Origin of the sequence: Streptomyces sp. MnatMP-M17, from assembly GCF_900091995.1 — a bacterium.
Classification (GTDB): domain Bacteria; phylum Actinomycetota; class Actinomycetes; order Streptomycetales; family Streptomycetaceae; genus Streptomyces.
In genome coordinates, this window is sequence record NZ_FMDK01000024.1 from 1 (window position 1) to 13,025 (window position 13,025).

The window sequence follows — 13,025 nt, forward strand, 5'->3', positions numbered from 1 at the left end:
GCCCGATCCGGTCGCCGCGACCGCCGTCGCGGGCTCGCTCGGACTGCCGCGGCGGCTGGTCTCGATCCTGGAGGGCGAGGGACTCTTCAACGATGTCACCGCGATCGTGCTCTACCACGTGGCGATCGCCGCGGCCGTCAGCGGAACATTCTCCTGGCCCGGCGCGGTCGGATCGTTCGTACTCTCCGCCGTGGTGGCCGTGCTGGTGGGACTCGCGCTCGGCTGGATCTCCAACAAGCTGATGTCGCTGCTCGGGGACGCGACGCTGCAGATCGGGCTGACGCTCCTGGTGCCGTTCGTCAGCTACGTACTCGCCGAGGAGCTGTACGGCTCCGGCGTCCTCGCCGTTCTCACCACCGCCCTCTTCCTCGCCGAGCACACCGCGGACGCCGACGATGTGATGGGACGGCTTGCCGGGAACTCCTTCTGGCGGGTCGTCGATGTCCTGGTGACCGGTGTCGCCTTCGGCCTCATCGGGCTGGAACTCCACAACGCCTTCGGCGCGGCCGGCGGCCGGGAGGGCCGGATGCTCGGCTGGGGCGCGGCGATCGTCGGAGTCGTCGTGGTCGTACGGCTGCTCTGGCTGCTTCCCGCGACCTGGCTGGCCAAGCGGATGCACAAGCTCCGCGACTACGACGAGGACATCCCGGTCGGCTGGCGCGAGACCGTGGTGATGTGGTGGGCCGGGATGCGCGGAGTGGCCTCGGTGGCCCTGGCGCTGGCGATCCCGCTGAAGACCGACGACGGGCAGCCCTTTCCCGGCCGGAACGAGATCATCTTCATCGCCTTCGCGGTCATCGTGACCACCTTGGTCTTCCAGGGGCTCACACTGCCCTGGCTGGTCAGGAAGCTCGGCGTACGGGCCGACACGGACGCCGAGCGGGAGCTGGAGCACTCGCTCGCCGTCCGCGCGGCCAAGGCGGCCAGACGCAGGCTCAAGGAGATCGAGGAGGTCGAGGAGCTGCCCGAGGACATCAGCGAGCGGCTCCTGCGGGCGGCGTTCGACGTCGGCGTACGGATCAGTCCCGACATCGTCGACGACGAGCGGCGCGAATGGGTCGCGGGCCGGGTGGCCCGGCTCAGGACCATGCAGCGCATCCAGCGCGAGATGATGTCGGCGGCCCGGCACGAGGTCCTCGCGGCCCGCAGCGAACCGGGCACCGATCCCGAGGTGGTGGACCGCGTCCTGCGTCATCTCGACGTCCGCAGCATGCGCTGACCGTGAGCCGCCGACCGGACGCGTCTCCTGCTGAGGCGTTACGGGCCGCGCGCGCCTGGGCCGTCAGTCCCGGTCGGTGCCCGGCCGGCCGGTGTCCTCGCGAGTGCCCGCGCCGGAAGGATGTCTGTCGGAGCGCTCCGGCTCCGGTGCGGCCTCCGGCTCCGGCTCTCCGCGGCTCTGCGCCGGCAGGATCGCCGCGGGCGCCATACCGATCCTCGGCAGGGCGTAGGCGTGGTGCTCGGCCAGCCAGGCCAGCATCGCCTCCCGTACGGCGCACCGCACCGTCCAGATGTCGTTCGCGTCCTTGGCCGTCACCACCGCGCGCACCTCCATCGTGCTCGGCGTGGTGTCGGTGACCGCCAGATTCCAGTCGCGGCCGTCCCAGGCCGGGCACTCCAGCAGGATCGCGTGCAGCTTCTCGCGCATCAGCGGCACCGGCGCGGAGTGGTCGAGCTGGAAGAAGACCGTGCCGGTCATCTGGATCCCGCCGCGCGACCAGTTCTCGAACGGCTTGCTGGTGAAGTACGAGACGGGCATCGTGATCCGCCGTTCGTCCCAGGTCCGTACCGTGAGGAAGGTGAGCGTGACCTCCTCGACCACGCCCCACTCACCGTCCACCACCACCGTGTCGCCGATCCGCACCATGTCGCCGAACGCGATCTGGAAGCCCGCGAAGAGATTGCCGAGCGTGGACTGCGCGGCGACACCGGCGACGATGCCGATGATGCCCGCCGAGGCCAGCATCGAGGTGCCGACGGCTCGCATGTCCGGGAAGGTGAGCAGGATCGCCGCCACGGCCACCACCACGACGACCGCGGTCACGATCCGCATGATCAGCGTCACCTGCGTACGGACCCGGCGGACCCGGGCCGCATCGCGCGTGGAGGAGGCGTAGCGCGCGTACGCCGACTCCACCACGGCGGACACGATCCGTACGACCAGCCAGGCGCCCGCGCCGGTCAGCACCAGCGACAGGGCCCGGCCGATCGTCGTGTGGTACGTCTCGAAGATCCGCCAGCCCGTCTCCCGGAACGAGCCGCGCAGCATGGTGGTGAGCAGGACCACCTGCAACGGCAGCCGGCAGCGGCGCAGCAGTCCCCAGAGCGGGATCTCGGGATGGCGCAGATCCGCGCGGCGCAGCAGCAGGTCGGCCGCCCAGCCGACGGCCAGGGTGAGCAGGACCGAGCCCCCGAGCACGGTCAGTGGGCGCAGTACGTTCTCCATGGCTCCCTCGCTGGTTGACGGCCTGGGCTGGCAGGATGGCCGGATGGACATCATGCTCTTCCATTCCGTCCACGGTCTGCGCCCCGCCGTACATGATGCGGCCGGCCGGCTGCGGGCGGACGGGCACCAGGTGCACGTGCCGGACCTTTTCGACGGACAGACCGCGGAGACCGTGGAGGAGGGCAGGGCCCTCAAGGACAAGATCGGCAAGGAAGAGCTGCTCAGGCGCGCGGTCCTGGCCGCCGCGCCGTACTCCGAGCGCGGTCTGCTGTACGCGGGATTCTCGCTGGGCGGCTCGATCGCCCAGACTCTGGCGCTGGGCGACACCAAGGCGCGCGGCTTGCTGCTGCTGCACGGCACGTCCGACATCGCGGAGAACGCGTCCGTGGACGAGCTGCCCGTACAGCTCCATGTCGCGGACCCGGACCCTTTCGAGTCGCACGACTGGCTGACCGCCTGGTATCTGCGGATGCGGCAGACCGGGGCCGATGTGGAGATCTACCGCTACCCGGGGGCAGGGCACCTCTACACCGATCCCGGTCTGCCGGACTACGACGAGCCGGCCGCCGAGGAGACCTGGCGGATCGCTCGGGCGTTCATCGCGTCGCTCTGAGCGTCTGGCCCGGCGGGCCCAGCACAGCTCTCGCGGTCGCCGCGGGTCAGCGTACGGGCCGGTCCGCCCTCTCGATCCGCTGTGAGCCGGACGTGGTGCGGTAGGAGCGGGCCCAGGAGGCGGTCGCTCCGGGATCGGTCCGGTCGGAGATCGTGTAGTAGTCCATCTGCGTCCGCTCGGCGGTGACATCGAGCACGCCGTAGCCGTGGTGGTCCATGTCCACCCACTTCACATGGCGGTTGGCGAGCTGCACCGCCGCCGTGGCTACGACGGAGAGCGTGCCCGCCGGCACATGGAGGATGTCGTCCAGATTGTCGGAGGTGACCGAGGTGACCACGAACTCCGTGGCGGCGGAGCGGGAGAGCGGATAGGTGGCGGCCGTGACCGGTACGTCGTTGGCCCAGGCCATATGGATGTCACCGGTCAGGAAGACGGTGTTCTTGATCCCGCGCTGGGTGAGATGCCCGAGCAGTTCCTTGCGGTCGTCCGTATAGCCGTCCCACTGGTCGACATTGACCGCGAGCCCTTCCTTGGGCAGGCCCAGCAACTCGGCTATCGGGCCCAGCAGATGGACGGGAAGGGAGCCGAAGGCGACCGGCGAGATCATCACAGAGGTGCCGACCAGCTTCCAGACGGCGTCCGAGCCCGCCAGCCCCGCCTTGAGCCAGTCGAGCTGGGCGCGGCCGGTGATCGTACGCTCCGGGTCGTCCACCGCGCTGTTGCCGGCGGTCGTCTGCTGCGAGCGGAAGGAACGCAGATCCAGCAGATGGAGATCGGCGAGCGAGCCGAAGCGCAGCCGGCGGTAGACCGTGCCCTCGGTGGAGGCGCGGACGGGCATCCACTCGAAGTACGCCTGCCGGGCCGCCGCGGCCCGGTCGGCCCAGGCGCCTTCCGTACCGGGCGTGTGGTTCTCCGCGCCGCCCGACCAGGCGTCGTTCGCGAACTCGTGGTCGTCCCAGATGGCGATCACGGGATGGGCCGCGTGCAGTGCCCGCAGGTCAGCGTCCGACTTGTAACGGCCGTGGCGGGTGCGGTAGTCGGCGAGGCTGATGATCTCGTGTGTCGGCTCGTGCTGCCGTACGGCGTACTCCGCCGCCGGGAAGTCACCGGTCGCGTACTCGTAGATGTAGTCGCCGAGATGGAGGACGGCGTCCAGGTCGGCGCGGGCGGCGAGATGGCGGTACGCGGAGAAGTAGCCGGCCTCCCAGTTGGAGCAGGAGACCACTCCGAAGCGCACACCCGGGGCTGCGGCGTCGGATGCCGGGGCGGTGCGCGTACGGCCCACGGGCGAGACCGTCCCGCCCGCGATGAACCGGAAGTAATAGACGGTCGCCTGGCGCAGGCCCCTTACATCGGCCTTGACCGTATGGTCCGAGACGGCCCCTGCGGTGGTGGTGCCACGGGCGACGACGGACGTGAACTCCCTGTCCTCGGCGACCTCCCAGCCCACCTCGGTCTCGGCTCCCTTGCCGGAGCCCGGCACGGCGTCGGAGGAAGGAGTGACCCGGGTCCAGAGCAGCACGCCGTCCGGGAGCGGATCTCCGGAGGCGACACCGTGAAGGAAGGCGGGAGCCTCGGCGGCGGAGGCGGAGCCGCCGAGAACGACCGGAGCGGCGACAGCTGTGGCGGCGGCGGTGGCGGCAGCGGCCTTGACGACCGTGCGGCGACGCGGCGAAGAAGGCGGAAGACTGGTCACGGACGAGCAGATTACTGACCAGTAGGACGGCAGGGCAGACGAATCGGGAATGTTCGCCTGCCCGTCGGACGCCGGCCGCGCGACGGTCACCGCCCGGGGGCTTGCACCGCCCGACTCCGCCGACCGTCGCCGTCCGTGAACGCCTCAACGCCTTTACGAGGCGAGGCCCTTACGCGGCGAGCGCCTTGGTGATCGCCGTGTTGAATTCCGCCACCGTCATGGGCGCGTTCTCGCTGCCCTCCGTGGTGAGCTTCTTGCCGTCCATCTTGAGCGTCGGCGTGCCGCCCACGCCGCTCTTGTCGAAGACGGCGGACATCTTCATCGCCCAGGCGTCGTACGTCCCGTCCTTGACGTCCTGCTGGAACGCCTTGTTGCCCTTGAGCGCGTTCACCGAGTCGGCCACCTCGATCAGATAGCTGTCCTTGGCGAACTTGTCCTGGGTCTCCTCCGGGTGGTACTTCGCCGAGTAGAGCGCGGCCTTGTACTGCATGAAGGCCTCGGGGCTCACGTTCAGCGCCGCGCCCAGTGCGGAGAGGGCGTTCTTCGAGCCCGTGCCGTTGTCGGAGTTGTCGATGAAGGTCGCGCCGATGTACTTGACCTTGAACTTGCCGGCGTCGACATCGTTCTGGAGCGTCTCGCCGACCGTCTGCTCGAAGCTCGCGCAGACCGGGCAGCGGGAGTCCTCGTACAGTTCGAGCGTTTTCTTGGCGTCGGCCTTGCCGATGACGACGGTCGTACCGTCCGTGCCCTCGGTGTTCTTGGGTGCGACGACGCTGGTCTCGTCCTTCATCGCCTCCCAGTGCGAGGGCTTGTTCGCCTGGACGACGGCGAAGCCCACGCCGCCGGCTATCGCGAGGACCACGACGGCCGATCCCGCGACGATGAACTGGCGGCGGACCTTGTCCTTCCGCGCCTGACGCTCGCGCTCCTCGCGCAGCCGCTCGCGGGCCGCCGCCTTGTTCGTCTTGCTGTTCCGTGCGCTCATGAGGAATGACTCCGTGTGATGACATGCTTCCGCCGAAGCGGAGCGGGGAAGGGAGAAGGGCCGCCTGCTCGGACGCTCAGACAGAGCTGAGCGCGAGAAGCGGCGGCCCTCGCCGTCCTACGGAGTGCACAAGGAGCCGGGTGCGGGCGGAGCGCGGGCGGTCCGCCGGGCGGATCCTCCGGCGTACGGCGCCGACGGCCGTGCCCGCCACGGTGACCGCGATCAGCAGCGGCCGGAACGCGAACGCGGCCACGGCCCGTACCAGACCCGACAGCGCGGACTCGCCGTGCCGCAGCCAGTACGCGGCGAGCAGCCCGATCGAGACATGGGCGGCCAGCAGCAGCCAGGGCAGGGCCGGGTCCGGAGAGTTCAGCAGAGAGGCCGCGGCGGAGTCCGGCGAGACCACGGCCGGCAGCGGCGTACCGAAGGCGCCGCCGCACAGGACGTCGAAGCCGACAGAGCGGAGCGACCCGGCCACCGGGCCGCCCGCCGGTCCGTAACAGACATGCTGGCCGCTGGTGAAGACGGTGTCCGCGGCCAGTTCGAGCGGGACGAGCAGGGCGGCTATCCGCCAGTAGCCACGCTCGCGGCCCGCCGCCGCGTAGGCGAGCGGAAAGACCACGGCGCTGAGCGCGACGACCAGGGACAGCGGCACCGGCGCCCGGGACAGCAGCACATGCGAGCCCGCGGACAGCGTCACGACCAGTGCCGTGAACAGTGCTGCCCGCGTGGCCCTGAGCCGCGTCCCGGATATGTCCATCGCCGCCGAGTGTGCCATGCGTCCCTGTAAGCGGCCCTTAAAGCCCGGCTATGAGTACCGCAAACCCGGCCATGAGTACCGCGGGGCCTTACGGGCCACTGCGGGCCTTACGGTGCCAGCCGGCCGTTGCGGAACAGATCGACGAAGATCTGGTGGTCCGCCCTGGCCCGTGCCCCGTAGCTGTGCGCGAAGTCCACCAGCAGCCGGCCGAAGCCGTCCTCGTCGGCCGCGATCGCCGCGTCGATGGCACGCTCCGTGGAGAACGGCACCAGCGAATGCCCGCTCTCGTCGTCCGCCGCCGAGTGCATCGTGGCCGTGGCCCTGCCCAGATCGGCGACGACCGCCGCGATCTCCTCCAGATCGTCCAGATCCGACCAGTCGAGATCCACGGCGTACGGCGAGACCTCCGCCACAAGCTGGCCGGCGCCGTCCAGCTCGGTCCAGCCCAGCCACGGGTCGGCATGGGCCTGGAGCGCCCGCTGCGAGATCACCGTGCGGTGGCCCTCGTGCTGGAAGTACTCCCGGACGGTCCTGTCGGTGATGTGCCGCGAGACCGCCGGAGTCTGCGCCTGCTTCATATAAATCACGACGTCGTTCTCCAGGGCGTCGCTGTTGCCCTCCAGCAGGATGTTGTACGAGGGCAGGCCCGCGGAGCCGATGCCCACGCCCCGGCGCCCGACGACATCCTTGACGCGGTACGAGTCGGGCCGCGTCAGGCTGGACTCGGGCAGCGTCTCCAGATAGCCGTCGAACGCGGCGAGGATCTTGTAACGGGTGGCCGCGTCCAGCTCGATGGAGCCGCCGCCCGGTGCGAAGCGCCGCTCGTACTCCCGGATCTCGGTCATCGAGTCGAGCAGTCCGAAGCGCGTCAGCGAACGGGCCGAGCGCAGCGCGCCGAGCAGCGGGCCCTGGGCGGTGTCCAGGGTGAAGGGCGGCACCTCGTCGTTCTTGGCGCCGGTGGCCAGCGCGTGGATCCGCTCGCGGTAGGCGCCCGCGTAGATCTCCACCAGCTCGGTGATCTGCGCGTCGCTGAGCGCCTTGGTGTAGCCGATCAGCGCGAGGGAGGCCGCGAAGCGCTTCAGATCCCAGGTGAAGGGACCGATGTACGCCTCGTCGAAGTCATTGACGTTGAAGATCAGCCGGCCGTTGGCGTCCATGTACGTGCCGAAGTTCTCGGCGTGCAGATCGCCGTGGATCCAGACCCGGCCGGTGCGCTCGTCGAGGAACGGACCTGTGGTCCCGCCGGAGCGCTCCCGCTCCAGATCGCTGTAGAACAGGCTCGCCGTGCCCCGGTAGAAGGCGAAGGCGGAGGCGGCCATCTTCCTGAACTTCACCCGGAAGGCCGCAGGATCGGCCGCGAGCAGCGCACCGAACGCGGTGTCGAAGACGGCGAGGATCTCCTCGCCGCGCTGTTCGTCAGCTGCCTCAACAGGTCGCGGGACCGACATCGCTGTGTGCCTCCTGGCGCAGGACAATCGAGGGTGTGGGTGTATGAGGTGATGACGTGGTGCAGGGCGTGGTGCGGGACGTGGTGCAGGGCTCCGACGGAGTCGGAGCCCTCTCCCGGGCAACGCATGACGTTACTCGTGAGTGCCCGTCCTCTGTCAGTCCCGGGCCGTAGACTTCGACGCTGTCCCCCCGAGACTGTCCACAGCCGGGGGCCCGGGGATTGCGTCCGGGAAAACACACAGTGTCGTACGTTCGCTGGAGGCCTTCACCGTGACCAAGCCGCCGTTCACGCACCTGCATGTCCACACCCAGTACTCGCTGTTGGATGGTGCCGCGCGGCTGGGAGACATGTTCAAGGCGTGCAACGAGATGGGCATGTCCCATATCGCGATGACGGACCATGGCAATCTCCATGGGGCCTATGACTTCTTCCATCAGGCGAAGAAGGCGGGTGTGACGCCGATCATCGGGATCGAGGCGTATGTGGCGCCGGAGTCGCGGCGCAACAAGCGGAAGATCCAGTGGGGCCAGCCGCACCAGAAGCGTGATGACGTCTCCGGTTCGGGTGGTTATACGCACAAGACGATCTGGGCGGCGAACAGGACAGGGCTGCACAATCTCTTCCGGCTGTCGTCCGACGCGTATGCGGAGGGCTGGCTCCAGAAGTGGCCGCGCATGGACAAGGAGACGATCGCCCAGTGGTCGGAAGGGCTGATCGCGTCCACCGGATGTCCGTCGGGTGAGCTCCAGACGCGGCTGCGGCTCGGGCAGTTCGACGAGGCGCTGAAGGCGGCCTCCGAGTACCAGGACATCTTCGGCAAGGACCGGTATTTCCTGGAGCTGATGGACCACGGCATCGAGATCGAGCACCGGGTGCGTGACGGGCTGCTGGAGATCGGGAAGAAGCTCGGCATCCCGCCGATCGTCACCAACGACTCGCACTACACCTATGCCGGCGAGGCCACCGCGCATGACGCGCTGCTGTGCATCCAGACCGGCAAGAACCTCTCCGATCCGGACCGTTTCCGCTTCGACGGCACCGGTTATTACCTCAAGTCGACCGACGAGATGTACGCGGTGGACTCCTCCGACGCCTGGCAGGAAGGCTGCGCCAACACGCTCCTGGTGGCGCAGCAGATCGATACGGAGGGCTGGTTCGAGGAGCGGAACCTGATGCCCAAGTTCGATGTGCCGGAGGGCTTCACGGAGGTCACCTGGTTCCGTGAGGAGACCATGCGCGGCATGGCCCGCCGCTATCCGAACGGCATCCCGGACGACCGGCTCAAGCAGGTCGAGTACGAGATGGGCATCATCATCGAGATGGGCTTCCCGGGGTACTTCCTCGTGGTGGCCGACTTCATCATGTGGGCCAAGAACAACGGCATCGCGGTCGGCCCTGGCCGTGGTTCGGCGGCCGGCTCGATCGTGGCGTACGCGATGGGCATCACCGACCTCGACCCGATCGAACACGGTCTGATCTTCGAGCGGTTCCTCAACCCCGAGCGCATCTCGATGCCCGATGTCGACATCGACTTCGACGAGCGCCGGCGCGGTGAGGTCATCCGGTATGTGACGGAGAAGTACGGCGCCGACAAGGTCGCCATGATCGGCACCTACGGCAAGATCAAGGCGAAGAACGCCATCAAGGACTCGGCGCGGGTGCTGGGTTACCCGTATGCGATGGGCGACCGGCTCACCAAGGCCATGCCCGCCGATGTGCTCGGCAAGGGCATCGATCTCAACGGCATCACCGATCCCAAGCACCCGCGGTACAGCGAGGCGGGCGAGATCCGCGGGATGTACGAGAACGAGCCGGATGTGAAGAAGGTCATCGACACCGCGAAGGGTGTGGAGGGCCTGGTCCGGCAGATGGGCGTGCACGCGGCCGGTGTGATCATGTCCAGCGAGACGATCACCGACCATGTGCCGGTCTGGGTGCGGCACACCGACGGAGTGACCATCACACAGTGGGACTATCCGAGCTGTGAGTCGCTCGGCCTGCTGAAGATGGACTTCCTGGGCCTGCGAAATCTGACCATCATGGACGACGCCGTCAAGATGGTGAAGGCGAACAAGGGCATCGGCCTCGATCTGCTCGCCCTGCCGCTGGACGACCCGAAGACCTTCGAACTGCTCGGGCGCGGTGACACGCTCGGAGTCTTCCAGTTCGACGGCGGCCCGATGCGCTCGCTGCTGCGGCTGATGAAGCCCGACAACTTCGAGGACATTTCCGCCGTCTCGGCCCTGTACCGGCCGGGCCCGATGGGCATGAACTCGCATACGAACTACGCGCTGCGCAAGAACGGCCAGCAGGAGATCACTCCGATCCACCCGGAGCTGGAGGAGCCTCTCAAGGAGGTCCTCGGCCTCACCCACGGCCTGATCGTGTACCAGGAGCAGGTACAGAAGGCCGCCCAGATCATCGCCGGGTACTCCCTGGGCGAGGCGGACATCCTGCGCCGCGTGATGGGCAAGAAGAAGGCCGACGAGCTCGCGAAGAACTTCGTCCTCTTCCAGGCCGGCGCCAAGAAGAACGGCTATTCGGACGAGGCGATCCAGGCCCTGTGGGACGTACTGGTCCCGTTCGCCGGATACGCGTTCAACAAGGCCCACTCCTCCGCGTACGGACTGGTCACCTACTGGACCGCGTATCTCAAGGCCAACCACCCGGCCGAGTACATGGCGGCGCTGCTGACCTCGGTCAAGGACGACAAGGACAAGTCGGCGGTCTATCTGAACGAGTGCCGTCGTATGGGCATCAAGGTGCTGCCTCCCAACGTCAACGAGTCGCAGTCGAACTTCGCCGCGCAGGGTGACGATGTGATCCTGTTCGGTCTGACGGCGGTGCGGAACGTCGGTCAGAACGTGGTGGACTCGATCATCCGGTGCCGCAAGTCGAAGGGAAAGTACAGCAGCTTCCCGGACTTCCTGGACAAGGTCGAGGCGGTGGTCTGCAACAAGCGCACGGTCGAATCGCTGATCAAGGCCGGTGCCTTCGACGAGATGGGCCACACCCGTAAGGGCCTGGTCGCCCACCACGAGCCGATGATCGACAATGTGGTGCAGGTCAAGCGCAAGGAGGCCGAAGGCCAGTTCGACCTCTTCGGCGGCATGGGCGACGAGCAGAACGAGGAGCCGGGCTTCGGGCTCGACGTCGAGTTCTCCGACGTCGAGTGGGACAAGTCGTATCTGCTCGCGCAGGAGCGCGAGATGCTCGGACTGTATGTCTCCGACCATCCGCTCTTCGGCCTGGAGCATGTGCTGTCCGACAAGGCCGACGCGGCGATCGCCCAGCTCACCGGCGGTGAGCACGCGGACGGCGCGGTCGTGACCGTCGGCGGCATCATCTCCGGCCTCCAGCGCAAGATGACCAAACAGGGCAACGCCTGGGCGATCGCCACGGTCGAGGATCTGGCCGGCTCCATCGAGTGCATGTTCTTCCCGGCGACCTACCAGCTGGTCTCGACCCAGTTGGTCGAGGACACCGTGGTCTTCGTCAAGGGCCGTCTCGACAAGCGCGAGGACATCCCACGGCTGGTCGCGATGGAGCTGTCGGTCCCGGATCTGTCGTCCGCGGGGACCGATGCGCCGGTCACCATCACCATTCCCACGGTCAAGGTCACTCCGCCGATGATCAGCAGGCTCGGCGAGATCCTGAGCCACCACCGTGGGAACTCGGAGGTGAGGATTAAGCTCCAAGGCGCCCGTAAGACGACGGTGCTCCGGCTCGACCGGCACCGGGTGCAGCCCGATCCGGCGCTCTTCGGCGATCTGAAGGTGCTGCTGGGCCCGGCCTGCCTGGCGGGCTAGTGCTCGCTCCGCACAGGTAGTTCTGTACGGGGAGTTCCGTACGGGTAATCCCTGGTCATCCGTACAGAGCCCATGCACAGAGAAGGGGCACGCCCGGTGGTGGGCGTGCCCCTTGTGCGTCATCCCGGGCCTGTCCGGCGCGCCGGGCCGCGGAGTGTCAGTTGTGGCCGAAGCGCTTCTGCCGGCCCTTGTGCGCGACATCCGTCGGCGAGATGTTCGACAGCCTCTCCCCGGACCGGTCCTCCATGGACGAGGATCCCGTCTCCTCGTTGCCACGCTGAGGCTCGGTGCGGTGCGGCTGCTTGGTACTTCGGTCCCGACGGTCGCGGTTCTTGTTCTTGGCCATGGTGCTGCCTCCTGCGGGGGATGAGTCGGGTCCAGGGCCGCATTCAGCGTCACATAGGCCACGAACGGCCGCATTGTGGATCATTGCCGTATGTAGTGGTGCCTTGTCACGGGCGTGACCAGTGATCCGCCACGCCGATGATCGAGTTCCGGACGTTAAGCCTCTTGCCGTCGGGCAGACTCGAAGCAAACCCGCAGTAACTCCCGATCTCCCGATCCCGAGGTTCCCGAAAGAGGGTGGAACACGTGGACCGCTGCGTCGTCCTGGTGGACGCCGGCTATCTGCTGGGCGCCGCCGCGAGTCTTCTCGCCGGAGAACCGGCACGTTCCCGTATCACCGTCGACCACGCCGCCCTTATCCAGGGCCTGCGCGAACGCGCCGAGGCCGATACGGAACAGCCGCTGCTCCGTATCTACTGGTTCGACGGCGCGCCCGACCGGGTCCCGCAGCCCGAGCACCGACGGCTACGGGTCATGTCCCGTGTCACCGTACGGCTGGGCGCGCTGACCCGCAGTGACGGGCGCTGGGCGCAGAAGGGCGTCGACGCCGCGATGCACGCGGAGCTGACCGAGCTGGCCAGAAATCGCGCCTGCTCGGACGTTGTGCTCGTGACCGGGGACGGAGATCTGCTACCGGGACTGATGTCGGCCAAGGAGCATGGCGTCGCCGTACACCTCTGGGCGGTGCAGGCCGCCGACGGCGACTACAACCAGTCCGAGGATCTGGTCGCCGAGGCCGACGAGCGGCGGGTGCTCGACCGGTCCTGGATCACCAAGGCCGTACGCGCCAAGGATCTGGGCGGCATCTGCGCGCCGCCGCCCGCTCCGCGGCCCGAGATCGCGGCGATTCTCTCCGCACCGCTGCCGGAGTCGGCGCTCGCCGCGTCGGCCGAGCGCGCGGCGGAGGCGGAGGACGCGACGGCG

Annotated in this window: 10 protein-coding genes; 4 read left to right on the forward strand and 6 right to left on the reverse strand. The window is 68.1% G+C overall.

Annotated features, from left to right (window positions below; all coding sequences use genetic code 11):
• Positions 1 to 1,219: cation:proton antiporter (locus GA0115259_RS01470; protein WP_093589624.1), on the forward strand; the 1,219-nt coding region annotated here is incomplete at its 5' end.
• Positions 1,220 to 1,282: 63 nt separating this feature from the next.
• Here GA0115259_RS01470 and GA0115259_RS01475 read toward each other — a convergent pair.
• Entirely contained in the window at positions 1,283 to 2,443 is a 1,161-nt protein-coding gene (locus tag GA0115259_RS01475; RefSeq protein WP_093589627.1) for a mechanosensitive ion channel family protein, read from the reverse strand.
• 43 nt (positions 2,444 to 2,486) lie between these two features.
• Here GA0115259_RS01475 and GA0115259_RS01480 point away from each other — a divergent pair, with 43 nt between their 5' ends.
• A complete protein-coding gene (locus GA0115259_RS01480; RefSeq protein WP_093589630.1) occupies positions 2,487 to 3,056 on the forward strand; it encodes a dienelactone hydrolase family protein in 570 nt (189 codons plus the stop codon).
• 46 nt (positions 3,057 to 3,102) lie between these two features.
• Here the strand turns inward: GA0115259_RS01480 and GA0115259_RS01485 are convergent, their stop codons facing one another.
• From GA0115259_RS01485 to GA0115259_RS01500, 4 genes are all read right to left on the reverse strand, one after another.
• Positions 3,103 to 4,752 (reverse strand): alkaline phosphatase D family protein, encoded by a 1,650-nt coding sequence (locus GA0115259_RS01485; protein ID WP_093589645.1) that lies wholly within the window; start codon positions 4,750 to 4,752, stop codon positions 3,103 to 3,105.
• Between the two features lie 169 nt (positions 4,753 to 4,921).
• Positions 4,922 to 5,737, reverse strand: a complete 816-nt coding sequence (locus tag GA0115259_RS01490) for a DsbA family protein (protein WP_093589633.1) — start codon at positions 5,735 to 5,737, stop codon at positions 4,922 to 4,924.
• 76 nt (positions 5,738 to 5,813) lie between these two features.
• A complete protein-coding gene (locus GA0115259_RS01495) occupies positions 5,814 to 6,497 on the reverse strand; it encodes a hypothetical protein (protein WP_093589648.1) in 684 nt (227 codons plus the stop codon).
• A gap of 107 nt (positions 6,498 to 6,604) precedes the next feature.
• Complete coding sequence (locus GA0115259_RS01500) at positions 6,605 to 7,945, reverse strand: DUF2252 domain-containing protein (protein WP_093589636.1); 1,341 nt, start codon at positions 7,943 to 7,945, stop codon at positions 6,605 to 6,607.
• Positions 7,946 to 8,216: 271 nt separating this feature from the next.
• Between GA0115259_RS01500 and dnaE the strand changes: the two genes are divergently transcribed.
• Complete coding sequence (gene dnaE, locus GA0115259_RS01505) at positions 8,217 to 11,756, forward strand: DNA polymerase III subunit alpha (protein ID WP_093589639.1); 3,540 nt, start codon at positions 8,217 to 8,219, stop codon at positions 11,754 to 11,756.
• A gap of 157 nt (positions 11,757 to 11,913) precedes the next feature.
• Here dnaE and GA0115259_RS01510 read toward each other — a convergent pair whose 3' ends face one another.
• A complete protein-coding gene (locus GA0115259_RS01510; RefSeq protein ID WP_093589642.1) occupies positions 11,914 to 12,102 on the reverse strand; it encodes a hypothetical protein in 189 nt (62 codons plus the stop codon).
• A 236-nt stretch (positions 12,103 to 12,338) separates the two neighbouring features.
• Here GA0115259_RS01510 and GA0115259_RS01515 point away from each other — a divergent pair.
• Positions 12,339 to 13,025: NYN domain-containing protein (locus GA0115259_RS01515; RefSeq protein WP_141716416.1), on the forward strand; the 687-nt coding region annotated here is incomplete at its 3' end.